This is a genomic window from Microcoleus sp. D3_18_C4 (assembly GCF_036702355.1).
In the GTDB taxonomy this organism is placed as follows: domain Bacteria; phylum Cyanobacteriota; class Cyanobacteriia; order Cyanobacteriales; family Microcoleaceae; genus Microcoleus.
Genome location: NZ_JAUBTF010000021.1, coordinates 1 through 25,694, shown reverse-complemented (window position 1 = coordinate 25,694; position 25,694 = coordinate 1). Strand labels below are relative to the sequence as shown.

Here is a 25,694-nt window from a genome sequence, read left to right as displayed (position 1 = left end):
GAAAGGAAGAGAGGGAAGATTTAAAGATATTGCTGTAAGATGTTGGCGGTTGCTGTTCCGGTTTTGTGCCAACTAAATTGAGATGATCTGGCTAAACTAGCAGTTTTTAAGTTCGATCGCACTTTTGAATCTGTTGCTACTGTTTGCATGGCTTCGGCTATTTCTCCGACGCTGTAAGGATTGACTAATAATGCGGCATCTCCGGCGACTTCTGGCATCGATGACAGGTTGGATGTGATGACGGGTGTGCCGCAAGCCATTGCTTCTAAAATTGGTAAGCCGAATCCTTCCCATAGTGTAGGGAAAACTAGGGCGATCGCCTGATTCATCAGTACGGGCAATTCAGAATAGGGAACGTAACCGAGAAACTTTACCAAAGATTGTAAACCTAATTTTTCAACTTGTGCTGTCAACTGCGGTGTGTAGGCATTGGGAGGCCCTGCTAGCCACAATTCGTAATTTGTGCGATCGGGCAAACTCGCAAATGCACCGATTAATCTTTCCAAGTTTTTGTAAGGATCGTGTCTGCCGGTATAAAGAAAATAATTTTTGGCTGGCAAGTCGAGATATCTAAAATTGATATTATCGCAAGCTAGGGGAATTGCGGTCATCTTTTTATGAGGAATTTGGAAAAAGTTAGCAACATCTGCCGCCGTTGCTTGAGAATCGCAAATAATGTGTTCTGCTTGCCGCAAAACCTGCGGTATGTAGTAGCGAAAATAAGCTGTTAATCGAGAAAACCGTCGGGGAAATCGCAAAGGAATTAAATCGTGAACTGTGACAATGTAGCGACAGCCGGAATACAAAGGTGCTTCGGGAATAGGGGAAAATATCAGGCTTGACTGCAATTTTTTGTAAATTTTAGGTAACTCAAACTGAGTCCACAGTAGCCTGTTAATTTGTCCTTTCGGGCCGCGATTCGGTGTCAGAGTTTCGGGAATTTGGTGGCAAGTATAATGGTTAATTTGCTGGGAAGTCAGTAATGTTGGTTTTAGCTTTTGCAGTTGCGGGAAAAGATTAGCTGCATAAGTTCCGATTCCCGTTGGTTCAGGACTTAAGAAGGATAAATTGATTAAAAGTGGGTTAGACACGCTTGAATTAGCCTTTAAGTTCGATCGAGCATTTGAGCTATATCGGCAGGATTTGGCAGCCGAATTGTAGCATACTCTTGGTGAAGAATATCAAAAAAACTATTGACTTTTTTCTCAAAATGTGCAAGTCTAAAGTTCTGACTGCGTTGCTGTGCACCAGCTTGAAGTTCTGCTAGCAAATCAGGATTAACAATTAGTTGATGTGAATGCTGGCACAGTTCCTCAAGGGTATTGAACACAAAGCCCGATCGCCCATGTTCGACAATTTCCGGTTGGCCGCCACCGTTGAAAACAATCGGAGCACAATAGTTGTGCATTGCTTCCACAGTCGCCATCCCGAAATGCTCAAATCTTTGAGGATTGACTTCACCCAAACCGCAGCCGTGCCAAAATATACTTGCTCTAGCATAAAGTGATTTTACCTCATCAAAGTCAACATTGACTTTGAGATCTATCGCCCTTGAATCTTGCTTCAATAAATTCTGAACCGTCTTTAAATAAGGATTTTTCGGAATGCTGCTGCCAACTAAGATTAGTCGCCATCCTTCAAGTTCTTTGGGATAATCGGCTAGCAAACAGCGGAAAGCTTTAATTAGTTCAATTTGCTTTTTTGTTCCCCCAGCTTCAAACTGTCCCACAGCCAAAATTATGTTTTCTTTCGGCACTTTAACTGTTGCCATTTCCACGGGCGGATAAAGCAGAAAAGTTGGCTGTAGGTTCCAGCGTTTCTCCAACCACTTGACGGTAAATTGACTGTTGGCAATAATGAAAGTGTAATCATCGACAGCAAAGTGACGGTTGCGGAAGGTATTGGGAAAGTGGCAGAAAAATACTGAGATCGGCGACAGTGGTTTAACTTTTTCCAGTTGGTTCGCGTTGATGAAAATATCGTAGTTTTTGCTTTCTCTGGCAATTTCATCAAAGGGATTTTCCATATCTTCCACGATGATGCTGGAATCGATACACTGCATTCCGCGTTTCTCGTAAAACGCCAAGGGCATAATTTTAATTTTGCATCCTGAAAGGTTGAGTCCGTACCAGGATTCTAAGTCGGAAACAGCAACTGGTTTGTTGGCGATAAAAGTAATGTCAAATTCATTTTGTAGCAGCGAGGCGAGGGTAGCGACGTATTTTTGACCCCCACCAATAAAATGCAGTCCGTGATCGTAAATGGCGATCGACATTTTGCGATCGCCCCGAACCACCTGCAATCGAGACAAAATGCGATCGATCTTCATCCGACTGTAAATCACCGCCAACTTTTCCGACAACTGTGGTAATACAGTTTCAATGATTTCTGGTTTCTGATAATCTAGAAGTTTTTTAATCGCGACAAATAAACTCTCGAACAGCAAATCGTACTGCTTGTTAGTAAAAAAATCCGAAGTATGAATTCCTTTGACTAATTGCAACGGTTCATGTTTTGCCAAATACAAAAACCGATTGCGGTTGCAGAAATACTCGGTAAGTTTGCTACCTTTACTCGAACCGCGATACTCGTGATGGGCGATAGCTGCGGGAGTATAAAGCATTTTCCAACCGCGTTTGTGGCAGCGTTTGGCAAACTCTACATCCTCAAAATACATCACAAAATCTTCATCTATCGGCCCCACATCTTCGAGACATTTCCTGCGGAAAAGCACCGCCGCCCAACAAAGCCCTTCGACTTCCCGTTCTGTATCGTACTGTCCCGAATCTTTTTCGCCAAAGCCGACATCTTGCCAATAAAAATTAGGTAATTGCTGAATACCAGCGCTGTTAATTCGCCCGTCTTTAAACAACAATTTGCCGCTAGTCGCACCTAATTCTTTATTAGTTTCTAGCCGTTTTACAAGAATCTCTAACCAGCGACTGTCAAGGGTAGCATCGTTATTTAGAAAGCCGATATATTGCCCTTTTGCTTCGCTGATGCCGAGGTTGAGGGCTTTCGCAAAGTTGTTGGCGGAGTTGACAAAAATCCGAACTTTGGGGAATAGTTCGCGCAGGGAAGTAACGGAATCGTCTTGAGAACAATTATCAATTACAATTAAATCGAGTTGCGATTCGGGATACGCAAGTTTTTGTAGAGATTTTAAGCAATCTTTCGTGTGGCGCAGACCGTTATAGTTGACGATAATTAACGAACATATGGGCAGTGCAGTCATTCGATTTGAGATTTGAGATTTTAGATTTGAGATTTGAGATTGAGTAATTGAAGGATTGAAGAATTTTAGATTTTCGATTTGGAATTGAAGAATTGAATAATTTTAGATTGAAAAATTGAATGATTGAGGGATTTTAGATTTGGGCTTTGGGATTTTAGATTGAGGAATTGAATAATTTTAGATTTTTGATTGAAGCATTGAAGCATTGCTCTCGCGAATAAATATGGGGCCTTGTGACCAAATTATTTTGGGTCATCTTTGATGCTTTATTTTTGTCGATCGAGTAATTGAGCGGTAATCTTCTCTAAAATAGCAGTATGTTGCTGCTGCACTGCTTTAATTTGCTCTATTTCAGACTGAAAAGTTGCAATCGCTCTTTGTTGAGTCTCAAGCTGTGCTGTAACTTCAGGATATTCGCTGCTGAATTCCGATTCAATTTTTTCAAAGATAGTTTGTTGATTTTCTTGCAATTTTTGCAATTGTGTGCTTAATGTATGCACGACCCGCGTATTAGCAAAATTGTAAATTACTTGTCGTTCGAGTACCGGTCTGAGCAATTTTCGGACTATTTTCCTAACGACGATGACTGCGGAACCGAGTCGCCTTTGGTAAGAGGTAATAGGGATATTATAAATGTCGAAACCTGCCTTTAAAAGGGCGATATCTTCATCATCTTCATTTTGGGCGATCGTACTATTTTCTGTTCCCAACAGCGACAGCTCAGCAATACCAATTCGCGGCTCCAAAGTTTGCCGCAATTTATGTATTATCTTTTGAGTTGGTATTTCTTCGTACTCCAAACTTTACTCTCCTTGAGATAACTTACTATGACTTAATTATGGAACAGGCATCTTCGCTGTTGCAATCATTGTAACTAATTGTGAACAAGCCGCTTTGCTGTGTGAATAATTGTAATTAATTGTGGAACAGGCACCTTGCCTGTTCAAGGGCGGGCCGGATGCCCAACCCCTACTCCCCACAAGAAAATTTATCTCTTGCTAAATCAGGATTATTGCTTCCGATATTGGCAATATCTCAATTTAAGCTATAGCAATCCTAAATCATTTGTGAATTTCTTACTCCCTCCCCGAACCCGCGGGGAGGGTTGGGGTGGGGTAAAAAGTTTACGACTCCTGCAAGGATTGCTATAACTCAATTTGACTGTCATCACCAATCATAAACCGCAGAGCTTTTGGACGAGCCGGTGCATTGGTGAGTTGAGCTCGCTGCCCGATCACGCTGTCAACAATTCGCTGGTGAATGCCAACTATTTTCGCCCCTTGCAATATTACACTGTGTTCGATATCAGCATCAATCATCGTCACGCGATCGGCAATACTGCTGTAAGGCCCGATAAAGCAATTTTCAATGCGGCAATTTTCCCCAATTACCACTGGCCCGCGAACTGTAGAATTAATGATTTCCGTTCCTTCTCCTATTTGGACTCGCCCGATAATTTGACTTTTCGCATCTACTTTTAATTCAGTTGAAGCTACGATGCAGCTATCTAAAATGATTTGGTTTGCACTCAGCAAATCATCTTTTTTGCCCGTATCCAGCCACCAACCCTCTAAATTGCAGGCTTCTACGTGTTTTTCCTGATTGATGAGCTGTTGAATGGCATCGGTAATTTCGAGCTCGCCCCGGGGCGAAGGTTGAATTTGATCGATCGCCTCGTGGATAGTAGGAGCAAAAAAGTAAATTCCCACCAGTGCTAAATTTGACGGCGGAACTTTGGGTTTTTCTACTAACTGCAAAACTCTGCCTTTCTCATCAACTTTTGCCACACCGAAAGCAGAGGGATTGGAAACGGGACGCAGCATAATCAGAGCGTCTAGTTTCTGCTTGTTAAAAATCTCTAAAAACGGATCTAACTGATTCTGAATTAAGTTATCTCCCAAATACATAATAAACGGAGAATCGCCCAAAAACGGTCTGGCAACTTTTACCGCGTGAGCGAGTCCTGCCGGCTCTGCTTGCAAGATATAAGTAATTTTCGCCCCGAAGCGAGATCCATCTCCTGTTTTCGTCTTCACCTCTTCCCCGGTTTCGGGACTAATAATAATCCCAATATCAGTAATCCCAGCCGCCACAATTCCTTCAATTCCGTACCACAGTATCGGTTTATTTGCTACAGGAACCAACTGCTTAGCACCCGTATAGGTGAGGGGACGCAAGCGTGTTCCTTTACCGCCAGAGAGGATGAGTGCTTTCATTGGGTGAACTCTGAGTTATCCTTTAGGGTTTGCGGTGCTGGCAAGTATTGCCTGCACTTGTTAGCTCTCGTTGATTTTAAACCACTGCTACCCCGCTGGCAATAGTTGCAGTGTATCCTGACACAAATGATTTATTTTGCTCATACTTTTATAGTGCGGGAGGCACAGAGTGTCAGAAACCAGGTTTATTGCCACAGGAAGCAGTTAAAAGCTGAGGTTTTTGGTCAAAAAAACCCTTTCTTAAGGTCGCGGGTGCGCCCGTTCCGATTTAATTGCGTACCCTTTTAATAGCGGCCATATCGGGCAATCAATTGACTACCACTATTGTTTTGATTTGTCAACCAAGCCCACATCTGATCGCCCTGACAAAAATGCCACCATTCGTTAGGATGTTGCTGAAAACCCGCAGCTATCATCGCATTTTTTAATATTTGCCTGCGACGGTGATATTCCTGTTTTTGCGGCTCCTTGCTATTACAAAAATAATCGGGATAAGAACGTTCTGATATTTCATCAATCGGAGAACCCATATCAATTTGCCGATTGTTTTCATCCACTAAAGTTATATCTAAAGCTGCACCTGTACTGTGAGGGGGAGGCGTTGCGCGATCGAGGCTGGGTACTGCCCAAAATTGATAGACGTGTTCTATAATCACTTGGCCTTTGTCTTCGGAAACCGGAAATTCGCAGCCTTGAGCTAGGGCAATTTGATTAAAAGTATAATCTACCATAAATTGCTGCACTTCCACCGGCCGATAAGCGTCAAATATCAGAATTTTCCAATTTTGATAATTTTGCTGTAGCTGGGTTTGAGCTGCGATTAAACTATCTACAACTCCTTGCCGCAAGTAGTAAGGGGAATCTGCTTTGCTGTTGTGATACGGTGCACCCAACTTTTGATAAGGGTGGGGCATTTCAAAGGCAAAATGTTCTGCTGGAATAGGGACTAAAGGTTCGCCACATTCGTCGATAGCTATTTGCTGGTATGGTTTCATATCAAGGTTTTACCCTACTTTATGATTACTGATGAACTACAATACTCAGTATATGCTTTTCACTTGATTCCGTCGCGCTGCAAATAGCAAAGCAGCTAGAATATCCTTATGTTCTAAATTCTCATAGTCATCTATAATTTCTTTAGCATTCATACCCGAACTAAGTAATTCAATAATTAACTATACTGGATATCGGAGACCGCGCATACAGGGTTTTCCGTGACAGATATTTGGATCGAGTGTGATGCGCTGCAAAAGTTGGTTTTCCATATTTTAGGAGCAAATATTAAATATATCCTAACCTAAAGAGCGTAGCTTTCGATCGGTTTGTAGTAAGGACTTTAGTGCTTTCAATCTCCACCTAAAGTCCTAAAGTCCTTACTATAAAAAATCCTAACTTTGGCGGTAAGCAACTACCGCATAAAACGGATCGCCGCTTGGTATTCGCAGCATTTGCATAAAACTCGGCAAGTTAGGCTTGCGAACAATTACTTCCGGCTTGCTAAATCCAGGTATATTCGCTCCTTTGACAGAATCAAAGTAACCCTTAACTAATTCGACCCGATCGCCCTCGGAACCTTCCCGCCAAGCCGCGATCGCCTTTTGATAAAACATCCGGTTGGAAAAGCTCATAATTGCTATGCCACCAGGCTTCAAAATTCGGTGAATCTCGGCAAAAATCGCATCTGGGTGCTGCAAATACTGTACCGAAACGCAGTTGACAACCGCGTCAAACTCTGCATCCGGCAGTGGCAATTTGGGATTTGCGTTCAAATTCTGCACGAAATAATGATTCAGTCTGCGATTTTTTGCCAACTCTTCTTCATTCATGCCGTGCCCTTCTACATGGGCAAATTGCATCTCGTCGGGCAAGTGAGAAACCCAACTGCTCATCATATCAAAAATCCGAGTATTCGGTTTCAGCCGTTCCCGATATAAATCGGTTAGTTGCTGAATAAATCCATCGTCTACGTGCGTTACAAACCGGGGATAGGAGTAGAACAAATTGTCGTCGGTGTCGTCTAACTTGGTGCGTTGGTCGGCTGGAAGCAACATAAATTCAGATCGCAACTAGATTTACTCTTTCTAGTTTAAGAACAATTAAGAATTGTTAACCGATCCGACAGAGGGCGGATTCCCCGTTTTAGCGTAGCATTCGATCGCCAAAAAACCGACTTACACCCTTTGGGGCTTGTGGCAAGAAGACGGTTTGCCGACTTCCGGCATTGGCGACAAAACTGCAAGAGGTAGGCGGGACGCTGACAGGCGCGATCGCATGGCAGAAAGAGGCCTATTCCGTCGGGAGAGAGCCACGCGCATTTGGCGCATTTGGCTGAGACACTCTGGCGTCGTCTGCGATCCAAAAGCGATGGCTGCCGCTGTTGCCACCGAATTACTCAGCCAGCATTTCGCCAACTTCATCGAGTTGGTTCGGCTCGAACAGGCCGGTGGCGTCGGCCAGGGCGATCGGCGCGGCGGTGTCATTGGGTGTAGTTGGTCCAATCATGGTGAACTCCATCGAACTTTTTTCCACAACTACATCATGCTCGATCGCACATCCCAATCATTGCACTGACCAGTCTTCAAACCTCAATCCAGGGATTCTTTCAAAATCTCCGCGATTCCGGGTAAGTAGAATACCGCTTTTTGCAAGTGCGATCGCGGCTATCCGTAAATCTTGCGTGCCAACGCAGATTTTTGGCCGCCAAAATTCCCTATAATTTTCAGCATCTAGATCGAAGTCAAGCAACTCAAAATCGGTCAGATAGTTAATGGTTTTTCGCAGACTTGCATAAGCTGATATTATTTCATTCCCTGATGTCGCTCGTCTGATACGGTTAAGTCGTCCATACATTTGCTCTTCAAATTTAACGATCGTAATAGCAATATCTTTTGGATTAACTTCACTGACACGCTGCACTATTTGTAGATTACCCTGCCCAAAAAGTGTGGCAGGGTCTGTATCAAATATCCACAAAGTCACTTAGCTGTTTCCTCCACCTCAATTTTATTGGTGGCTTCTGCTTCATCGAGTCGATCGTAATATTCTGCGATTTGTGCATTCCTGTCGCGGCGCAGTTCTGCAATATCTTCTAGCATCTCATCAAAGTGCGGATCGTTTTTAAAAGCTCCTGCCCACTTCATTAAAGGATTTTCAGTTTGGGGAATGTCTACTGTCAGAGAGACTATTTCGACTTTTTTTAGACGCTCGGTCAACAATCGGTGCAAAATTTTTAAAGCTTCTTCTTTAGTAGATCCTGAGCTTCTGCACTCTGGCAATTTCCCAAACTATTGCGCTGTAGAGGTCTTGATCGTGCTTTTCAATTAGAAGTTGATAAGTTAATTGGGTTAAAGGATTCGGAGTAGGGGTTAATACTGTGGCATTCTTCTGTTTTTTCTGGTTGGTTATATTTGGCATTGTAACGCATTGTTTTTCCAACATCCAATTAATTCTTTTCGCAAGGCTTTCAATAGATGTCAGCGGTTCAGAACGCCACCGCACTTAAAGCCTGCGGGATTCTAGCCTTTACCAATCATTCAAGGCTGCGATCGCAACTTCACTCTTAGTCTCAATTCAAATCATCAAAACATTATTGCCAAGAAAACAACTCTATGGTACACTAGAAGATTGTGAATATTAATCAAAAGTAAAGTAACAAGCCGGGAGAAATCAAAATGACACAGCAAACCCTGCACGGAACCAGCCGCAAAAGAAAAAGAACATCCGGTTTTCGCGCCAGAATGCGTACCGCAACCGGTCGATTGGTAATCAAAGCTCGCCGCAGCAAAGGTCGCCACCGCCTCGCAGTCTAGCACTGCATCAAGGTTGAGAGGCCTCCACGATCGCCCTACGCCATGTTGCCCGAGACAAACCGACTTAAGCACCGAAAAGACTTCAGCGCCGTCTACCGCAAGGGAATGCGCCGCAACTCGGCCCATTTCAGTTTAAGAGCTCTGCGTAAACCAAAAAGCGCCGAATTTGCGAAACCGACAGACGAAAAATCCTTGCAGCCCACTCGCACAGGCATTTCCATCAGCCTGAAAGTCAGCAAACGCGCTGTAGTCCGCAACCGGATTAAGCGTCAGATTCGGGCAGCTTTGCGACAGCTATTGCCCCGATTAAAATTCGGGTGGGATTTAGTAATTGTCGTGCGTCCGATCGCACAAGAGTGCAATTATGCAGAAATTCTGCAAGAATTAGAGCAGTTGTTGGTAGAAGCCGAGGTACTAGATGGGAATTCGAGAGGAAGTATATTATGAAGGCGGCCCCGCGCCCGGAGACTTGATCCTGAATTTACTCCTGGGGCTGACTGTGGTGGGAATCCCCCTAGCAGTAGGAGCAATTGTCCGGGCTCTGTGGCTACGCTATCGGATTACGAGCCGCCGAGTGTCCGTAACTAGCGGTTGGATGGGGGGCGAGCAGACAGACGTTATCTACTCAGATATAGTCAAAATCGTCACTGTACCTCGCGGTTTCGGGACTTACGGAGACATGGTGCTCACCATGAAAAATGGCAGTCGCTTGGAACTCAGAGCTATGCCGAAATTTCGAGCAATGTATGACTACATTAACGAAAAACTGCCCATAGCCGCTCAAAAAGCAAACGCGGCCAAAGCTAAATAACCGAACCGCTTCGCCCTCAAATCAGGGTAAAGTGAGTGCGAGTATTGGCAAACTCATTACAACAAACCCGCAGACTGGGCGGTCGATCGACAGGCAATGTCCTAAGATAGAGACAAAACCCGAAAAATTGAGGCGGCTCGCGTTCAGCGGGTGAAAATAGTTCTCAACAGTAAACATAGAGCACCTAAATTAACTCAAAGCGAATGGATTTTGGTATCTCGTTTCTCTCCAACAACCTCATGCTCCCGATCCTAGATTTTTTCTACGGGATCGTGCCAAGCTACGGTTTAGCGATCGTAGCTCTGACGCTCGTGATTCGCTTTGCTCTTTATCCTCTCAATGCAGGCTCTCTTCGCAATATGCGGCGCATGAAAGTAGCGCAGCCATTGATGAAAGAGCGAGTAGATCAAATTCAAAAACTCTATAAAGAAAATCCTGCAAAACAGCAGGAGGAAATGAGCAAAGTATACAAAGAATTTGGTAATCCTTTAGCAGGATGCTTCCCATTGGTGCTGCAAATGCCAGTGCTGTTTGCACTGTTTGCAACGCTCAGGGGTTCGCCGTTTTCTGACATAAATTACAGCGTTAACGTTCAAGTTTTGCCGAAAGAACAAATCGAAACTGTTCAACCGCAAGCTTTTGCTACACCGCCACAAAATATTTACGTCACAGGTACTTTTCATGCTCCTGTTGTGGGCGTAATTCCAGGCGGCGACAAACTCGCAATCGGCGACACAACCAAGATTAATTTTCAAACCCCAGAGGGCAAACCTCTCAAAGTTTTAGCAGCAGAAAATAAGAGCGAAATCGACTTTGAACCCGGCTGGAAAGTCATCAAAGGCGAAGAAGTGGTCAAGGTAGATGAACAGGGTAACATCACGGCATTAGCGCCCGGTGAAGCCACAGTTCAAGGCACAATCCCCGGATTGGCTACTAACAAAGGATTCCTGTTTATTGAAGCTCTAGGCCGCGTTGGCGCGATCGACTCAGACGGTACAATCCACTGGGATATTTTGGTAATGATCCTGGGCTTCGGCATCAGTTTGTACATTAACCAAACCCTTTCAGGACAAGCACAAGGGCCAAACGACAACCCCCAACAGGCTACAGTTAACAAACTAACGCCAGTCATATTTTCAGGGATGTTTTTGTTCTTCCCGCTGCCCGCCGGTGTGTTGATGTATATGCTTATTGCTAACATCTTCCAAACAGTTCAATCGTTTATTTTGTCGCGAGAACCGCTGCCCGAAAACCTCCAAAAAATAGTGGACGAAGCAGAGGCGAAAACCCAAAAAGAACAAGGATTAGATGCACTTCCCTTTGAGCCCAAGCGTTCTAAGAAAAAGGCTTGATTTTAACAACAATGAAAGACTCTCAAATGCAGCGCGGACAGGCATGGTTAGAAGAATTGCTACAACTGTCCGCAATTCCTTCAAAAGTGGTATGCGAACAACAAAAAGATTGCTATTGGATGACAATAGATGAAAGCAATTTGACTCCAGAACAAGTTGCAATCTTAGTCGGGCCAAACGGTAATGTAATAGATGCCATTCAGTACCTCTGTAACACGGTTCAGAATATAGGTCAGGAAGTAGAGGAGTCAATTCCTTATACAGTTGAACTAAATGGCTATCGCATCCGCCGCCAAGAGGAATTGCGATCGATGGCAGAGTACGCAGCAGATCAAGCCCGATCGACGGGAGTTGAATTTGAACTCAAATCGCTGTCTTCGGCAGAACGCCGTCAAGTCCACAGCTTTTTGAGCGAATGTGAGGATATAGAAACTTACAGTCAAGGACAAGAACCTGATCGGCGTTTGGTTGTGCGACTGCGCTGACGCTAGAGAAGGAAGAAGGAAGAAGGAAGAAGGAAGAAGTTAAAAATTAACTATTCCTTTTGACCTTTGAATTCAAGAAGTAGGAAGGCAAAAGATTATGGAGACAATGTATATCCCTCATCTCCTCACAAAAACAGAGCGGAAAGAGGTCATTGATTTTGAAGAATTTATCCCCGATTTAGAAACTCTTACTCCGGTGCGAGGACGACTGCAAGTGACTCACCAAGGGAATTATCTTGAGGTGAAGGCGAAAGCAGAAACAATAGTTACTCTCACCTGCCACAGATGCTTGAAACAATACAATCATCGTTTGGCACTTAACTCATCGGAACTAATCTGGCTAGAAGAAACAGCAAATCAAACAGATTCAAGTTCAGCAGAAATAGAAGTGGCTTTAGAAGATTTGGTGGAAAATTTGTCGCCAGGTGGCTATTTCTCTCCGGGCGATTGGGTGTACGAGCAAATGTGTTTGGAACTGCCGCACAAACAGATCTGCGATACAGAATGTCCGGGAATTTCTTTAACTGATGATGCAAATACAGAAAGCACCGAAACAGTCTCAGATAGTCGCTGGGCGTCTCTGGAAGCACTTAAACGGCAATTGCCTTAGTCAGTGGGCAGTGGGCAGTGGGCAGTTGGCATTAGCTAATAAGAAATAACAAATAACAAATAACAAATAACCACTGACAACGAACAACTAACCACTGACAACTGACTAATGACTATTTTTAGCGACGAGTTTGAACTACTCCTGCGATCGCGCTACCCCCTCATTTACATTCCCACACGGGAAGAAGAGCGCGTAGAATCGGCGATCGCCCAATCCGCCAAAAAACAGGGTTCTCGCGCTGTCTACATCTGGGATTTTGTTGATGGCTACCAAGGCAATCCCAACGATACCGGTTTTGGCAAGCGCAACCCGCTGCAAGCTTTGGAATTTCTCGAAAAATTGCCAGCCACCGCGCCGGCAATTTTTATTCTGCGCGACTTTCAGCGGTTTTTGGAAGATGTCTCGATTTCCCGCAAGCTGCGGAATTTGGCGAGACTCCTCAAATCTGTGCCCAAAAATATTGTCATCGTATCTCCTATAGTTTCGATCCCGGAAGACCTCAGCGAAGTGATGACTGTTTTGGAGTTTCCCCTGCCTGCGGCCGCGGAAATCAAAATTGAGGTAGAAAGGCTATTAGGGGCTACCGGACAAGCCATTGAAGGGCGTTTGCTGGACGAAACAGTGCGCTCCTGTCAAGGGCTGTCGCTCGAACGAATCCGTCGAGTTTTGGCCAAGGCGATCGCCACCAGAGGCGAACTCCACCCCGACGACGCGGAACTGATTTTAGAAGAAAAGCGCCAAACAATTCGCCAAACTCAAATTCTGGATTTTTACCCGGCCCGCGAAAATATATCCGATATCGGTGGTTTGGACAATCTCAAAGAATGGCTGCTGCGGCGTGGCGGTGCTTTTTCCGATCGAGCCCGCCAATACGGTTTGCCGCATCCCAGAGGTTTGTTGTTAGTCGGAATTCAAGGAACCGGAAAATCCTTAACAGCAAAGGCGATCGCCCACCACTGGCATTTGCCTTTACTACGCTTGGATGTCGGGCGTTTGTTTGCCGGATTAGTAGGAGAATCGGAATCCCGCACCAGGCAAATGATTCAGCTAGCCGAAGCTTTGGCCCCCTGCGTGCTGTGGATTGACGAGATAGACAAAGCTTTTGCGGGATTAGACGGTAAAGGGGATTCCGGCACAACTAGCCGGGTGTTCGGGACATTTATTACTTGGTTAGCAGAAAAAACTTCGCCGGTGTTTGTGGTAGCAACAGCCAACAACATCCAGTCTTTGCCGCCAGAAATGCTGAGAAAAGGCAGGTTTGACGAAATATTTTTTGTGGGTTTGCCCAGCCAGGAGGAACGGCGGGCGATTTTTGAGGTACATTTGTTGCGGTTGCGATCGCACAGCATCAAAAATTACGATTTAGAGCGCTTGGCTTACGAAACTCCCGATTTTTCAGGGGCCGAAATCGAGCAAACTTTGATTGAAGCAATGCACATTGGGTTTAGCCAAAATCGAGACTTTACGACAGATGATATTTTAGAATCAGCTAGTCAGATGGTGCCCTTAGCCAGAACGGCTCAAGAACAAATCCAGTTTCTCCAAGATTGGGCCGCTGCTGGGAAAGCTCGCCTTGCTTCTAGATACGGCAGTTTGAGCCGCCGGATTCAAGGTTAAGCTTTTGAAGTCAGTAGTCAGTAGTTAGTAGCCAGTTGTCAGTTGGCAGTTACCAGATTTTACTCAACATTCAGCAGTCAACACTCAAGAGTCAACCTTCTTCCCTCTTTCCTCTTCCTTCTTCCCTCTTCCTTCTTCCCTCTTCCCTCTTCCTTCTTCCCTCTTCCTTCTTCCCTCTTCCTTCTTCCTTCTTCCTTCATTTGCGGTTTTATGAACAGTGTATATAGCGTTTTCAAATTTTTAGTAGGTTTTCTGCTAGCGATCGTCCTGATGGCAGGTGCTAGCGTGGCTGCTGCACTTTACTTTGCCGCTAAGCTAACTACTTTGCCCGAAAAACCAGTTTTTTCCAACGACAAAACACCAGCTCAGGTTGCGGGCGCTGCGCCGAAGTCAACAGCCCAGGCTAGCCCTGTTTCTACATCTAGCGATGCCCCGTCTCCCAAACCGCTGGAACCGGGAGCTTACCGCGCGATGGTGACTCAGCCGATCGGCTTAATTCTCCGGGATACTGGTAGCCGAGACTCGAACCGCATTGGCGGTGTTGGTTACAAGGAAAGAGTCGTAGTTTTGGAAGAGTCGCCCGACAAAGAGTGGCAGCGAATTCGGATTGAGGATGGCAATCGCGAAGGTTGGGTCAAAGGTGGCAATACTGAAAAAGTTGAGGACGAATAAAAATTAGACAAAAAATATACTCTTGTGATTGTGAGGGCAGCGAAGCAATCGCAGTGTGTGGATTCTTCACCAAGGTCGGTTTTTTTTCTGTCTTTTGCTTCAAATGGCAAGGTACATATTTTTTACAAAAAGTCAAGTTAAATTTATTTACGATATTGGAGATTGCTGGGTAAGGCGCACAGATTGTGGGTGCGATCGCCACTGCCAAATCCTGAATTTGACATAAAAGCCCATCAGACAAAAGGTTTCCAAAGCTAAAACTCAACAGAAAAACTCGAAAATACATAATCCCAACTTATGTTATTCAGGAGAGTATGTTAAGAAAATTAGCAAAATTTTAAGGTTAGTTGCAAAACTCAGGCGGTTGTCACCGCCGCAGAGGCAAGAGTGGTAGCTTGGATTACAAGATGTAAGTTTTCAGCTTAACAGCTACCAACAATAAAAAATATGTACGACAAACGTCCCGATCGAGATTTGGCGACTGCTGCTGTTACTGCAGCTTTGGGAGCTGGGGTCGTTACCTCTTTTGCGGTGAGCAGAGGGCAAAATCCGCTGGTAGCTATCGCAATTACTATTTTTGCAGCGGGAGTAGCTGTAATTTGCGATCGGTTCGGCTTAATTTAAGCGATCGTCGATTTTTTAAGAGAAAGTCAACTTATCAAAAAATCCCCGCCCTATTTGCAATTAGCAAAAGTGGGGATTTTTAGTGGCTAGTTTTTTGGTTAATCAGCGGTACTTTCCCAGATGCACTCGCCACATGAAAAAGCCGCGTTTCTTAACAAAAAACCTGCGATTTCAGGCTCTTTACCCGACAACCAATTAAGGTGATGACAACCTGCACCCAAGTCTTGTGGTAATTTCTGCTGCAGCCAGATAAAATATTAGCCAGCACTACCCCAGAACTTATTCTTTTTTGGCCTTAAAGGCTAAGACTATGCCTGCAAACTTTTTTGCTGAGTCTCGCGCCTCTAGAAGCAGCGATGCTATCTTAGTTGTTACCTGTAATTATTTTTGACGGTAAATTTTTTAGAAAAACGGGTGCTTCGCGCTTTCCAGGTAGAACTTAGCGTTGATAGAATCCAAGCCAAGCGTGCCAAAAATGATTTTTGGCAGTTTGCTCACACAACCCACCCACAATTTCACACTAAAAAATTATGGAATCTCTTGCTTACCTCGAACTTGCTCTTGTTTGCGAAGCACCCGCAGAGTCGAAAATTTTTGATGAACCCAAGTGGCAAAACCTATCGAGTCAGGCTTACGTCCGTTTGCTGTCTGTGGCTTTGATGCTGTCGGTTTTGAGTGCAGCCGGTGCAGCTTTTGCTCAAATAGATCCGGGATATCCCAATGTGCGAGCGGTTCAAGACAGGTTGCGGGATCTCGGTTATTTTCCCAGATCTTCGACAGGTCAACTCGGCCCGGTAACAAAACAAGCGCTGACTAACTTTCAGCGAGACTATCAACTGTCGCTGACTGGTAGGCCCGATCGAGCTACTGTGATAGCACTCAATAGTTTTGCCGGGGATGACGATCGACCTTTTAATACTATTTATACAAATTATCGGGAGCTGCGTTTTGGAGACGCAGGTGCAGGTGTTTCTGCTCTCCAGCGCAGGTTGAAGCAGCTAGGCTACTTCAACGCGCATCCCACAGGGAGTTTTCGGGAAGTGACTCTTCATGCGGTGAGATACTTCCAGCGAATTAATCGACTGCGGGTGACTGGAGTTGCTGACAGGCAAACTTTAGCTTTGCTGTTTGGTTCCACCAGGCCGATTCCCCCCGTTACGCTTCCAGGGAATATTTCGGGAAATGGCGGTTGCAAGGGGCTGCGGTTCGGAGACAGAGGAGCGACGGTAGACTTGATCCAGCGGCAATTAAAAGCTTTGGGCTATTTTGAAGGTGGCGTTGACGGTAAGTTTCGGGAACGCACTCTCTACGCTGTGACTCGTTTTCAGCAAGATTACAATCTGGTTTCTGACGGCTGCGCTGACACTGCTACTTTGACTGCTATCGATGCCCAGATGAGGCAAGCTGAAATTACCTCATGGACTGAGGAAGATGATCAACAGAGTAATGGCGGAGATTTTCTAGAGTTGGGCGACAGAGGCCGACAAGTGGAATTTGTGCAGCGGCGGCTGCAAGAATTGGGTTATTACAGGAGCCAGATTCACGGTTGGTTCGATCGACCAACTCAGGCAGCTTTGATCCGCTTTCAGAGGGATAGCGGGCTGTTTGGGACTGGAAGGGTCGATCGCAGCACTCGATCAGCTTTGCGGCAAGGTAACAGGCAGGCGGCAGAGCCTGTGCCGCAAATGGTTGCTGGTCTGCGACGGGGCGATACTGGGCCTGCTGTTCGACAACTTCAGTCGGCGCTCAGAAGTCTGGGCAAAAACCCCGGCCCGGTGAACGGAGTATTTGGAGCCGAGACCGAGTTTGCGGTGCTGTCGTTTCAGCAGGAACGCAATTTGTCACCGGCGACGGGTATTGCCACTCCGGCGACTTTGGCTGCGCTCCAAAATGGATTAGCTGGGCGGGTAGCTGTTCCTGCTGTTCCAATTAGCAGCAGTTTCAACTCTCGATCGAGCATTCAGCAATTACAAAGGCGACTGCAAGACCTCGGCTTTTACGCAGGCCCCATCGGCGGAGTTTTCGATGCTTCGACGAGAGACGCCCTCGATCGAGCTCAGCGCAGTTACGGGGTCAGCAGCGACGATTTGTTGAGCCAAACTTTTTAGCCCCAGGCTTGGGGACGCTACATCAAAGAAATCGGGTTTCTCGTTTCCGACTCATTCCTGAAATGATGTATTTTTCTGAAGAAACCCGGTTTCTGCGTAACTGTGATCGCACTTGGGCTACCGATTTTTGTTAAAACTTGTAACAAGCCGTACTTGAAATGCGAAAATAGTGTACTATCACTCGATTGAATCCGGGGCGCTGCTGCCGTTCTGGGCGATCGACCTCGGACAAGACCAATTGCTGGAAACCAAAGACGGCCATCCCATCCGCAAAGCTTCGTGGCAAACCGTATGAATGGTTAGCTGGCAGTCTAGCAGGTGCAACCCAGACTTTTCAGCTTGCTTCATGCCAATTTTTAAAATCGAATCGTTGTTAAATTCGATCGTTCTGTTGCACTGAACGCAGACTAGGTGGTGGTGGTGATGCGGGTAAGGCTGGTTTATTTCATAGTGTTTGTGACCTTCTGCTAGTTCGAGTTCGCGGAGCAGGCTCATCCTTGCCATTAACTTTAAAGTTCGGTAAATGGTGGACAAGCTAATGTTTTCTCCGCGATTTTTTAACAAAGTGTACAAATCCTCCGCACTCAGGTGATTGCCTTTGGGGAGGTTCTGAAACACGTGCAAGATGGTTTCCCGTTGGGGAGTCATCCGCCAGCCTTTGTCATTGAGTTCGGATTTGAATGAAGACGCGGTGTAAAGTGCCATTGTGACCCTCTCAAGAAAGTCTGCCTATTGACAATAATACACAACGATCGAGATATTTTGCAAATATCGCAGCTTATTGAAAAAAGATTGAGGAAAAAATTTGGTTTTTGATATTGTTTGACTTTTAACCACCTTTATGACTGAAAGCATCCAGGATACAAGCCCCCGAATTCATCCGTGGAGAAATAAAAAACCTGTATCCGATGAAACTTGCCCCCCGAATTTATGCGTGGGGTCAATGCTTCAATTCTTTAATCTAAAATCTAAAATCTAAAATCTAAAATCGATTGACTTGCTGCAGAGGACAGAGAAGTTGTTTAGAAGTAAATATTTTTACTTCTGCCGAATGCCTCATGCCTTCTGCACAAGTGCCAAATGCCTTGCTCCCTGATTAATAATCGCGCTGACTGACCTGCCCAATTTAAGTTAGAGACTCCAGATAGTCGCGGACGCGGTTGCGACGCTTGGGTTGGCGGAGTTTTTGCAAAGCTTTGGCTTCAATTTGGCGGACGCGCTCGCGGGACAAGTCGAGGGCACGACCGATTTCTGCCAGCGAATAGGGGTGTCCGTCACCCAAACCAAAGCGCATCAGAATTACATCTCGCTCGCGGCTGGTCAAATCTGCCAGCAGTTGCTGCAAGTCGCGGTGCAGAGCTTCTCGCATCAGCATTTCTTCTGGGGAGATGCTGTCGGTTTCGAGCAAGTCGCCCAACTCCGTATCTTTTTCGTTGCCCACTTTAGTTTCCAAAGAAACAGAACGGGGGACTCGCAGCAAAACTTCTCGGACTTGGGGGGCCGTCATGTCCAACTCGACAGCGATGTCTTCGATCGTAGCTGTCCGACCTTTTTCTTGAGAAATTTTGCGCTGGGCTTTTTTGATTTTGTTCAGTTTTTCGGTAATGTGGACGGGGAGGCGAATGGTGCGGCTTTGAGTGGCGATCGCCCGCGTAATTCCCTGCCGAATCCACCAGTAGGCATAGGTGCTAAACCGATAGCCCCGCGTCGGGTCAAACTTTTCTACAGCTCGCTCCAGTCCCAGAGTACCTTCTTGTATTAAGTCGAGCAATTCTAAACCGCGATTTTGATATTTTTTCGCCACCGAAACCACCAGGCGCAGGTTCGCCTTAATCATGTGGTCTTTAGCTTCGACGCCTTCAGCTTGAATTCTTTCGATCGTCTCGACCGTCATCTCGGCTAACTCGGCCCACTGGCGCTTGCCTTCGGACATAATTCGCTTGAGTTCTGGCACGTCATCGACCCCGGCAGTTAATGCCCAGCGTTCCAAGGAAGGTTTATGTCCCAACTGTGCTGCTAAGCGATCGCGCACTTCAATTAAATGCACGAAGCGCCCAATTAGCCCTTCTTCTTGGGATGCGACGGTGTTGCGTAATTCCAGCAATTTGATATAGCGCTGAACTTTTTGAGCCTCCGAGACTTCTTCGTCTCTACCCAAGAGACGAACCCGACCTATTTCTTGGAGGTACAGGCGCACTAAATCTGTAGTGCGACGGTTGGCATTTTTTTGCAATTTGGCTGCTGGGTCTGCATCTTCTGTCTCTGCTGGGTCTTGGTCGAGCAGTTCGTCTCCAGCTTCTTCAGCATCTTCATCCAACACATCACCTTGCAAGGGATTGACTCGCAGTTGTTCGTCGAATTCAGCTTCAGCGTAAAAAGAGGTGGCTGGCATAGTGATTTTCTCAGTTGCTCCGGTGAAAAGATGCTACGCTTAGCGGTTTTTTATAATTAAGATGCCCACTTGGTTAAGACGAAGCATCACCGCTTTGTGTTTCTTTACTAACTTTCCTGACTTTTCTGCTGTTGGAGAGATCGAACTTTTGCTGCCCCACTTGTTTTACCAAGATTCTGGAAAACGCTAAGAACTTTCTGATGTAACAGGTTGAAGGCCCGAAAAGTGTGTTGTACTTCTTTGTTTATGTAGCTAGTATAGATAGTGACTCGCTATAAACAAGTGACGTTAGTCAGAAGTTAAGTTAATCTTCATCACCAATAAGCTGGTTCCCGATCACTTCGGAAAATTAGCCATTTTTTTAATAAAACTTTATATAACTCGGCGCTCTTGATTAAATACGCGGCAGTGGGCGCAGAAGTTTAATCCATTATAGAATAGGGGTTTCAGAGTTGCTCGACTCCCCAGTACCGAGTTATTGGCTGACGCAAAAACCGGGTTTCTTCCTCAATTTTCTGGATGAAAACCTAGAAGTGTGAGGAAGAAACCCGGTTTCTGGATCTTTTTTAGGTAAGTCGCGACTTTGAGGTGGCGATCGACCGATAATTGTTTTGCTGTTGGCTGCTGCTTCTCGCTTAAGATCACGCCCCGAACACCAGCATCTGAAACCGGGTTTTTGGCCCAGGGCCTGCATATCAAACGCAAGTTTTTCCTCGCTGTTACCCGGTTGATCTGGTTTTAGTGAGAATGGTGCGATCCTCTTCGAGGGCTTCGCTAACGGGCGTGAGTCAACTCAAATTAAAATTGCTAGCGTGGGTAAAGTTTCATCAGTTCCCTCACCTGTTCGGCGTGATAGGAACTGCGAGTTAAGGGAGAAGCGACAACTTGCAAGAATCCCAAAGATTCGCCAAACTTTCTCCAAGCATCAAACTGTTCTGGAGGCACAAAGTTTTCTACGTTCAAGTGCTTTTGAGTCGGTTGCAGGTACTGTCCAACTGTTAAAATATCGCAGCCGACAGCCCGTAAGTCCTGCATCGCCTCCCGAATTTCGGCGTCTGTTTCTCCGAGTCCCACCATGATGCCGGATTTGGTGTAAACCCCAGGTGCGAGTTCGCGGCTTCGCTGTAATAGTTCCAAGGTGCGATCGTACTTTCCTTGCGGCCGCACCTTGCGGTAAAGTCGCTTTACGGTTTCGGTATTGTGGTTGAGTACCTCTGGCCGGGCTGCGAGAATGATTTCTAAAGCCTGCCAGTTGCCGCACAAGTCGGGAATCAAAACTTCTATAGTTGTATCGGGCATCGCCGATCGCACTGCTTGAATGCACTCGACAAACTGAGACGCGCCCCCATCCGGCAAATCGTCCCGGTTGACAGAGGTAATCACGACGTGGTTGAGTTTGAGCCGCTGCACCGCTTGCGCCAATCTTTGGGGTTCCGTGGGATCTAATGGTTGGGGCTTTTTCTCAAAATCGATGTCGCAGTAAGGACAGGCGCGGGTACAAGCCGGGCCCATAATCAAAAATGTCGCAGTACCTGCGTTGAAGCATTCGCCGATGTTCGGACACGACGCCTCCTCGCAAACCGTATTCAGGGACAAATCCCGCAAAATTTCTTTGACGTTGCCGACGCGCTCCCACTGGGGGGCTTTAACTCGCAACCACTGGGGCTTAACTGTCACGTCTGTCTCCGCCTGAGTAGTGTTTTACAAATAATTATATACGAGCTTGCTCAATTTTGACTTGAGTGTGATAAGCTAAAAATCTATTGACTAAATCCGGGATGTAGCGCAGCTTGGTAGCGCACCTCGTTCGGGACGAGGGGGTCGCAGGTTCAAATCCTGTCATCCCGATTATAAAATTAAATTGGATATGCCCCAGCAAGTGAGTGTGTTTTGGGCGATCGTCCGGGTGTGTATATTTTTGGTACGCATAAATTAGTCGATCGGGCGATTCCCTAGGGGATAGCTGCGCTTCACGGACTTGTTAATTCGCCTTGGCTAAAAAATTAACTGTAGCGACTGTTTTGGCAGAGGGAATTAGAGAATAAGGCGTAAAAAATCACAGCAGCAGTAGAGAGTAGCGAACAAGTCTTTGCCTTCTCCCTCTGTGATGATTTGGAACAGTGTTTTATCACAGGTACTTGCTTAATACTGAGAACTTTGACCAAGGTTTGAAACCGGAGGTCAGTATAAATACTGCAATAATTCTTAAATACAAGTTCATCACGATTTACATCTTGAGATAGATGAATTAATAGGTGAATGAGCTTATAATAAAACTTAATTGCTAGCGTGTCTAAAATCCACTCAAAAACCGGAGGATATTCCAATGCAAATAAGTGGCAAAGCCTTCGGCTCCTGCTCTCGCTGCGAAACAGTACCAGCCAAAATAGAGAACCGCGGAGGTCTATACCTGTGGTTTCCAGTATATCATACGCTGACCAAGGTTATTTCTGCACTAACCAAGGCTGAATTTGAATTCCGGCTGTTAGAAGAGAGCAAGTGTTTGTACATTATGCTTGAGGGAATAGCAAAAGAAAAGTTTAACGCCCTAGCATCATCGGTGCTGACAACTCAAGAGTTGAAAGAGACAAAAGTTTTGTGGATGCGGGAAGTTGAACAGCCAAAGCTTAGCGATTTTTATCGCAGCACTTCCTTAGACTCTTTTATTAATTTGAGTAACTCTGATTGGCTGTTAGATTTATTGTCCGAAGAACGCATTACTACGCATTTTCAGCCTATTGTTTATACCTCAGATACTTCTAAAATTTTTGCCCACGAAGCGCTGCTCCGAGGAATTGACGAGCAAGGAAACTTAATTTATCCGGGTCGGATTTTTGCCCAAGCAGAATCAGCAGGCCTAATTTTTCAACTAGATGTTTTAGCCCGGACTCGCGCTATCCGCGAAGCCCATGTTTACGATATCAAAGAACTACTTTTTATTAATTTTTCTCCGACTTCAGTTTACGATCCCGCTACGTGCCTGCGAAGAACAGTACAGGCTATTGATGAAGCTGGAATTCCTCACAGCAATATTGTTTTTGAGGTAGCGGAATCTCAGCACCCTCCTGATCTGGCTCACTTGATTAAGATTCTGAGGTTTTACCGAGAAGCGGGATTTTTAATTGCCCTGGACGATTTTGGCAGCGGTTCTTCTAATTTAAATTTGATGCACCAACTGCGTCCAGATTTTATTAAGTTAGATATGGAATTAATTCGCAACGTCCATCAAGATTATTATAAGGCACTAATTACTGAAAAGATGTTAGAAATTGCGGCTCAATTAGAAATTAAAACTATTGCTGAAGGTGTGGAAACTTTGGAAGAGTTTGAGTGGGTGCGGCAACGGGGAGCAACTTTTGTTCAAGGTTATTTGATTGCTAAGCCGACTTCTCCGCCGATCGCAGTTACGAGCTATATTGGTGCTGAACCAGTACCTATTTCTGCTTAAATGGTTTTCAGTTGCGATTTGGCGCTACATTTGCTCGTTCGCAGGCAGAGCCTGGGGACGCATATAGGAAGGCTCTGCCTCCATTAAAATGAGACAAGGGTTTGGAGGCAGAGCCTCCGGATATTCATTACCAGGCTATGCCTGGTAACGAGAATGACTAGCATTTTAAACGCTCAAATTGCGCCGCAACAAGCTTTCTAAGGATTCCATTCTCATGCCGTAGATTGATTCCAAGTTTTGCACTTCTTCGGGAGTGCAGAAATACTCGTTACCCAGCAATACGCGCAAAGTTCCTAAGTCTTTTTGAGCTTGAGGATTCAATAAACCCAAGGCATTTCTCAAACCGTCAAACACAACCAGTGGCGGGTTGATTACCATCGGTTCGCGATTGAATAAGCGTCCAAAAATGCGGGGAATGTCGTCTCTTGTGAGCACATCCGGACCACCGACTCGCAGAATTTGGTTGCGGGCGCCTTCGACTGTTGGCGAGTCTGCGGCAATCTTTGCTAAGTCGTCGGTACTGACAACAGATGTGCGGTTTTTGCCGTCGCCAATCAGCAGGTAAAGTCCGGTTTCTCGAAATCTTTCTGCTAGGGGTAACAAGCTGGAAGCAAAACCGGCAGGCCGCAAGATTGTATAATTCAAGCCGCTATTTTGCAGGTATTTTTCTACTTCTCGCTTGGCTTTGAATACTGCGGAATCTTCGTATCCTCGATCGACTCCCAGTACCGAAATAAAGACAAAGTGCTGCACTCCGGCTTCTTTGGCGCAGTCGATTAATTCTATGTTAGCGCGGTAATGTACTGCTTGAACGTCGCCGCCGGTGCCGTGGCTGCTGATGATGTATTGCACTCCTTGGCAGGCTTTTTTAATATCTTTGTCTTGTTTTAAGTCGCCGATAAAAATCTCGGCGCCTCGGTTTTCTAGTTCAGAGTAGCGAGATGCGAGGCGAACGAATGCGCGGACAGGCTTTTCTTGCTGTCGGATTTCTCGTACAATTCGGCGCCCTAGCGCGCCTGTTGCTCCGGTTACTAAGAACATGATTTTTAGTTGTTGGTTGTTACTTACATCTTGCACTTTTCTCAATAGTAAGCAAGATGCCTGTACCACAAAGAGTTAATTTTCTTGTGGTGTGGGCATCCTGCCCGCCCATCCAATGCTTATTGAGAATGGTGCAAGATGTCAATTGTTATTAACCTTATAACTTATAAATCAAATTTCGACAATTACGGGGGCGTGGTCGCTGGGTTTGATTAATTTTCTAGGAGCAATATCTATTGTACAGTTTTTTGCTTGTTCGTACAGGGGAGGGCTGAGATAATGGTGATCGATTCTCCAGCCGTTGTTGCGGGGAAATGCGGCGGCGCGGTAGTCCCACCAGCTATAATGGCCACCTTCTGATGTGAATTTGCGAAAGGGGTCGTTTAATCCTAATTCTATGATTTCTGTGAGTGCGAGGCGCTCGGCGACAGACAAGCCGACGGAGTTAGCATTGGCTTTGGGATTGTGGATATCTCGATCGTCCGGGACGATGTTGAAGTCGCCGCAAATGCACAAGTTGGGGGATTTATCTAGTGCTATTTTGAGGTATTCTTGCAGCAGTTGGAGCCACTTTAGCTTATACTCATATTTCTCGCTGCCGACTTCGGAACCGTTGGGAACGTATACGCAAATAATGCAAATATCGTCTATAACCCCGGCTATTAGGCGTTTTTGTTCGTCAAAAATACCTGTGGTTTCTTCGCCGAGAATGGGGGCAAATCCGGTGCTGATTTGCGTTAGAGGCGATCGGCTAAAAATGGCGACACCGTTGTAGGATTTTTGACCGGAAATGTAGCAGTTGTAGCCGAGGTTGGTGAAGGGTTCTAGGGGGAAGTCTTTGTCTGTAACTTTGGTTTCTTGGAGGCAGAGAACGTCTGGGGAGTTTGTGTGCAACCAGCTAGTAACGTGTTCTAGGCGGGTGCGGATTGAGTTGACGTTCCAGGTGGCGATTTTCATTAATACAGTAATCCTAACGGTGATGTGGGGGGAACCCAAATTCGAATGACTCGGCGCTTGAAAGAGACTGTTGGCGAAGGTCGGAGGGGTGAAACCCCTCCGACATCGCCATCCTGAATAGGCAGAATGATTGTGTAATCACGCAGCATATTAAATAATTTATTATGACTCTTCACCCCCGCGACTGCTCGTCAATTCCAGAAATGACAGCAACTGTTGCACGGGGAGCATGTCACTTTTGCAGTGAGTAATTATACTTATGAAGTTTTTCCCTGATTTCCAATTAACCCGTTCAAGTAAGCACAACTCGGAGCTAA

25 protein-coding genes, 1 tRNA gene and 2 pseudogenes are annotated in these 25,694 nt (G+C 45.7%); 13 read left to right on the top strand and 15 right to left on the bottom strand.

What is annotated here, in order from left to right; genetic code table 11:
* Positions 1-20: 20 nt before the first annotated feature.
* From QUA90_RS12890 to QUA90_RS12860, 7 genes and pseudogenes are all read right to left on the bottom strand, one after another.
* On the bottom strand, positions 21-1,091 hold the full coding sequence (locus QUA90_RS12890) for a glycosyltransferase family 1 protein (RefSeq protein ID WP_333445838.1): 1,071 nt from the start codon (positions 1,089-1,091) through the stop codon (positions 21-23).
* 14 nt (positions 1,092-1,105) lie between these two features.
* Positions 1,106-3,235 carry a glycosyltransferase gene (locus QUA90_RS12885; protein WP_333445836.1) on the bottom strand — a complete coding sequence of 710 codons (2,130 nt, stop codon included), beginning with the start codon at positions 3,233-3,235 and terminating at the stop codon, positions 1,106-1,108.
* A gap of 266 nt (positions 3,236-3,501) precedes the next feature.
* On the bottom strand, positions 3,502-4,035 hold the full coding sequence (locus QUA90_RS12880) for a hypothetical protein (protein ID WP_333445834.1): 534 nt from the start codon (positions 4,033-4,035) through the stop codon (positions 3,502-3,504).
* A 345-nt stretch (positions 4,036-4,380) separates the two neighbouring features.
* Positions 4,381-5,451, bottom strand: a complete 1,071-nt coding sequence (locus QUA90_RS12875) for a glucose-1-phosphate thymidylyltransferase (RefSeq protein WP_333083001.1) — start codon at positions 5,449-5,451, stop codon at positions 4,381-4,383.
* A gap of 284 nt (positions 5,452-5,735) precedes the next feature.
* Positions 5,736-6,446, bottom strand: a complete 711-nt coding sequence (locus QUA90_RS12870; protein ID WP_333445832.1) for a M15 family metallopeptidase — start codon at positions 6,444-6,446, stop codon at positions 5,736-5,738.
* Positions 6,447-6,491: 45 nt separating this feature from the next.
* A pseudogene (locus tag QUA90_RS12865) lies at positions 6,492-6,716 on the bottom strand (DUF433 domain-containing protein).
* Between the two features lie 123 nt (positions 6,717-6,839).
* Positions 6,840-7,502 (bottom strand): class I SAM-dependent methyltransferase, encoded by a 663-nt coding sequence (locus QUA90_RS12860; RefSeq protein ID WP_333445830.1) that lies wholly within the window; start codon positions 7,500-7,502, stop codon positions 6,840-6,842.
* A 136-nt stretch (positions 7,503-7,638) separates the two neighbouring features.
* On the opposite strand from QUA90_RS12860, the gene QUA90_RS12855 reads away from it, so the two are divergent.
* Entirely contained in the window at positions 7,639-8,022 is a 384-nt protein-coding gene (locus QUA90_RS12855) for a hypothetical protein (RefSeq protein WP_333328435.1), read from the top strand.
* Here the strand turns inward: QUA90_RS12855 and QUA90_RS12850 are convergent.
* Complete coding sequence (locus tag QUA90_RS12850) at positions 8,011-8,430, bottom strand: type II toxin-antitoxin system VapC family toxin (RefSeq protein ID WP_333328431.1); 420 nt, start codon at positions 8,428-8,430, stop codon at positions 8,011-8,013. The genes QUA90_RS12855 and QUA90_RS12850 overlap by 12 nt on opposite strands.
* Positions 8,427-8,726: a type II toxin-antitoxin system HicB family antitoxin gene (locus QUA90_RS12845; RefSeq protein WP_333445828.1), complete on the bottom strand. Its 300-nt coding sequence runs from the start codon at positions 8,724-8,726 to the stop codon at positions 8,427-8,429. Before QUA90_RS12845 ends, QUA90_RS12850 begins: the two co-directional genes overlap by 4 nt.
* Positions 8,727-9,122: 396 nt before the next feature.
* On the opposite strand from QUA90_RS12845, the gene rpmH reads away from it, so the two are divergent.
* The 7 genes from rpmH to QUA90_RS12810 all read left to right on the top strand — a co-directional run bounded on the left by rpmH (position 9,123) and on the right by QUA90_RS12810 (position 14,135).
* Positions 9,123-9,260 carry a 50S ribosomal protein L34 gene (gene rpmH / locus QUA90_RS12840; protein WP_006632320.1) on the top strand — a complete coding sequence of 46 codons (138 nt, stop codon included), beginning with the start codon at positions 9,123-9,125 and terminating at the stop codon, positions 9,258-9,260.
* Positions 9,261-9,302: 42 nt separating this feature from the next.
* Positions 9,303-9,707: a ribonuclease P protein component gene (gene rnpA, locus QUA90_RS12835; RefSeq protein WP_333083007.1), complete on the top strand. Its 405-nt coding sequence runs from the start codon at positions 9,303-9,305 to the stop codon at positions 9,705-9,707.
* Complete coding sequence (locus tag QUA90_RS12830) at positions 9,679-10,071, top strand: PH domain-containing protein (RefSeq protein ID WP_333161710.1); 393 nt, start codon at positions 9,679-9,681, stop codon at positions 10,069-10,071. Before rnpA ends, QUA90_RS12830 begins: the two co-directional genes overlap by 29 nt.
* Positions 10,072-10,274: 203 nt before the next feature.
* Positions 10,275-11,423, top strand: a complete 1,149-nt coding sequence (gene yidC / locus QUA90_RS12825; protein ID WP_333083009.1) for a membrane protein insertase YidC — start codon at positions 10,275-10,277, stop codon at positions 11,421-11,423.
* 11 nt (positions 11,424-11,434) lie between these two features.
* Entirely contained in the window at positions 11,435-11,908 is a 474-nt protein-coding gene (locus tag QUA90_RS12820; protein ID WP_333389589.1) for a R3H domain-containing nucleic acid-binding protein, read from the top strand.
* Between the two features lie 97 nt (positions 11,909-12,005).
* Positions 12,006-12,518: a YceD family protein gene (locus QUA90_RS12815; protein WP_333389590.1), complete on the top strand. Its 513-nt coding sequence runs from the start codon at positions 12,006-12,008 to the stop codon at positions 12,516-12,518.
* A 108-nt stretch (positions 12,519-12,626) separates the two neighbouring features.
* Complete coding sequence (locus QUA90_RS12810) at positions 12,627-14,135, top strand: AAA family ATPase (RefSeq protein ID WP_333389592.1); 1,509 nt, start codon at positions 12,627-12,629, stop codon at positions 14,133-14,135.
* Between the two features lie 77 nt (positions 14,136-14,212).
* Here QUA90_RS12810 and QUA90_RS12805 read toward each other — a convergent pair whose 3' ends face one another.
* On the bottom strand, positions 14,213-14,335 hold the full coding sequence (locus tag QUA90_RS12805) for a hypothetical protein (protein WP_333328416.1): 123 nt from the start codon (positions 14,333-14,335) through the stop codon (positions 14,213-14,215).
* Between the two features lie 10 nt (positions 14,336-14,345).
* Here QUA90_RS12805 and QUA90_RS12800 point away from each other — a divergent pair, with 10 nt between their 5' ends.
* From QUA90_RS12800 to QUA90_RS12790, 3 genes are all read left to right on the top strand, one after another.
* Complete coding sequence (locus QUA90_RS12800) at positions 14,346-14,807, top strand: SH3 domain-containing protein (protein ID WP_333312207.1); 462 nt, start codon at positions 14,346-14,348, stop codon at positions 14,805-14,807.
* Between the two features lie 447 nt (positions 14,808-15,254).
* Complete coding sequence (locus QUA90_RS12795) at positions 15,255-15,431, top strand: hypothetical protein (RefSeq protein WP_242724391.1); 177 nt, start codon at positions 15,255-15,257, stop codon at positions 15,429-15,431.
* 530 nt (positions 15,432-15,961) lie between these two features.
* Positions 15,962-17,539, top strand: a complete 1,578-nt coding sequence (locus QUA90_RS12790; protein ID WP_333445826.1) for a peptidoglycan-binding protein — start codon at positions 15,962-15,964, stop codon at positions 17,537-17,539.
* A 177-nt stretch (positions 17,540-17,716) separates the two neighbouring features.
* Here QUA90_RS12790 and QUA90_RS12785 read toward each other — a convergent pair whose 3' ends face one another.
* The 3 genes and pseudogenes from QUA90_RS12785 to lipA all read right to left on the bottom strand — a co-directional run.
* Entirely contained in the window at positions 17,717-18,244 is a 528-nt protein-coding gene (locus QUA90_RS12785) for a transcriptional repressor (protein ID WP_006632310.1), read from the bottom strand.
* Positions 18,245-18,665: 421 nt separating this feature from the next.
* A complete protein-coding gene (gene sigC, locus QUA90_RS12780; RefSeq protein WP_333328408.1) occupies positions 18,666-19,931 on the bottom strand; it encodes an RNA polymerase sigma factor SigC in 1,266 nt (421 codons plus the stop codon).
* An 807-nt stretch (positions 19,932-20,738) separates the two neighbouring features.
* Positions 20,739-21,614 (bottom strand): annotated as a pseudogene (gene lipA, locus QUA90_RS12775) (lipoyl synthase); the annotation flags it as partial.
* A 91-nt stretch (positions 21,615-21,705) separates the two neighbouring features.
* Between lipA and QUA90_RS12770 the strand changes: the two are divergent.
* Positions 21,706-21,779, top strand: a tRNA-Pro gene (locus QUA90_RS12770).
* Positions 21,780-22,257: 478 nt separating this feature from the next.
* A complete protein-coding gene (locus QUA90_RS12765; RefSeq protein ID WP_333328403.1) occupies positions 22,258-23,379 on the top strand; it encodes an EAL domain-containing protein in 1,122 nt (373 codons plus the stop codon).
* Positions 23,380-23,544: 165 nt separating this feature from the next.
* On the opposite strand, the gene QUA90_RS12760 is transcribed toward QUA90_RS12765, so the two are convergent.
* Positions 23,545-24,420 carry an SDR family oxidoreductase gene (locus tag QUA90_RS12760; protein WP_333328400.1) on the bottom strand — a complete coding sequence of 292 codons (876 nt, stop codon included), beginning with the start codon at positions 24,418-24,420 and terminating at the stop codon, positions 23,545-23,547.
* Between the two features lie 171 nt (positions 24,421-24,591).
* Positions 24,592-25,377 carry an exodeoxyribonuclease III gene (gene xth, locus QUA90_RS12755; RefSeq protein ID WP_333328397.1) on the bottom strand — a complete coding sequence of 262 codons (786 nt, stop codon included), beginning with the start codon at positions 25,375-25,377 and terminating at the stop codon, positions 24,592-24,594.
* Positions 25,378-25,694 lie beyond the last annotated feature (317 nt).

Excerpts from the sequence above, each read along its gene's own strand:
- QUA90_RS12885 (WP_333445836.1), bottom strand. The coding sequence starts at position 3,235 with ATGACTGCACTGCCCATATGTTCGTTAATTATCGTCAACTATAACGGT.
- QUA90_RS12875 (WP_333083001.1), bottom strand. The coding sequence starts at position 5,451 with ATGAAAGCACTCATCCTCTCTGGCGGTAAAGGAACACGCTTGCGTCCC.
- QUA90_RS12870 (WP_333445832.1), bottom strand. The coding sequence starts at position 6,446 with ATGAAACCATACCAGCAAATAGCTATCGACGAATGTGGCGAACCTTTA.
- QUA90_RS12860 (WP_333445830.1), bottom strand. The coding sequence starts at position 7,502 with ATGTTGCTTCCAGCCGACCAACGCACCAAGTTAGACGACACCGACGAC.
- rpmH (WP_006632320.1), top strand. The coding sequence starts at position 9,123 with ATGACACAGCAAACCCTGCACGGAACCAGCCGCAAAAGAAAAAGAACA.
- rnpA (WP_333083007.1), top strand. The coding sequence starts at position 9,303 with ATGTTGCCCGAGACAAACCGACTTAAGCACCGAAAAGACTTCAGCGCC.
- QUA90_RS12830 (WP_333161710.1), top strand. The coding sequence starts at position 9,679 with ATGGGAATTCGAGAGGAAGTATATTATGAAGGCGGCCCCGCGCCCGGA.
- yidC (WP_333083009.1), top strand. The coding sequence starts at position 10,275 with ATGGATTTTGGTATCTCGTTTCTCTCCAACAACCTCATGCTCCCGATC.
- QUA90_RS12820 (WP_333389589.1), top strand. The coding sequence starts at position 11,435 with ATGAAAGACTCTCAAATGCAGCGCGGACAGGCATGGTTAGAAGAATTG.
- QUA90_RS12815 (WP_333389590.1), top strand. The coding sequence starts at position 12,006 with ATGGAGACAATGTATATCCCTCATCTCCTCACAAAAACAGAGCGGAAA.
- QUA90_RS12810 (WP_333389592.1), top strand. The coding sequence starts at position 12,627 with ATGACTATTTTTAGCGACGAGTTTGAACTACTCCTGCGATCGCGCTAC.
- QUA90_RS12805 (WP_333328416.1), bottom strand. The coding sequence starts at position 14,335 with ATGAAGGAAGAAGGAAGAAGGAAGAGGGAAGAAGGAAGAGGGAAGAAG.
- QUA90_RS12800 (WP_333312207.1), top strand. The coding sequence starts at position 14,346 with ATGAACAGTGTATATAGCGTTTTCAAATTTTTAGTAGGTTTTCTGCTA.
- QUA90_RS12795 (WP_242724391.1), top strand. The coding sequence starts at position 15,255 with ATGTACGACAAACGTCCCGATCGAGATTTGGCGACTGCTGCTGTTACT.
- QUA90_RS12790 (WP_333445826.1), top strand. The coding sequence starts at position 15,962 with ATGGAATCTCTTGCTTACCTCGAACTTGCTCTTGTTTGCGAAGCACCC.
- QUA90_RS12785 (WP_006632310.1), bottom strand. The coding sequence starts at position 18,244 with ATGGCACTTTACACCGCGTCTTCATTCAAATCCGAACTCAATGACAAA.
- sigC (WP_333328408.1), bottom strand. The coding sequence starts at position 19,931 with ATGCCAGCCACCTCTTTTTACGCTGAAGCTGAATTCGACGAACAACTG.
- QUA90_RS12765 (WP_333328403.1), top strand. The coding sequence starts at position 22,258 with ATGCAAATAAGTGGCAAAGCCTTCGGCTCCTGCTCTCGCTGCGAAACA.
- QUA90_RS12760 (WP_333328400.1), bottom strand. The coding sequence starts at position 24,420 with ATGTTCTTAGTAACCGGAGCAACAGGCGCGCTAGGGCGCCGAATTGTA.
- xth (WP_333328397.1), bottom strand. The coding sequence starts at position 25,377 with ATGAAAATCGCCACCTGGAACGTCAACTCAATCCGCACCCGCCTAGAA.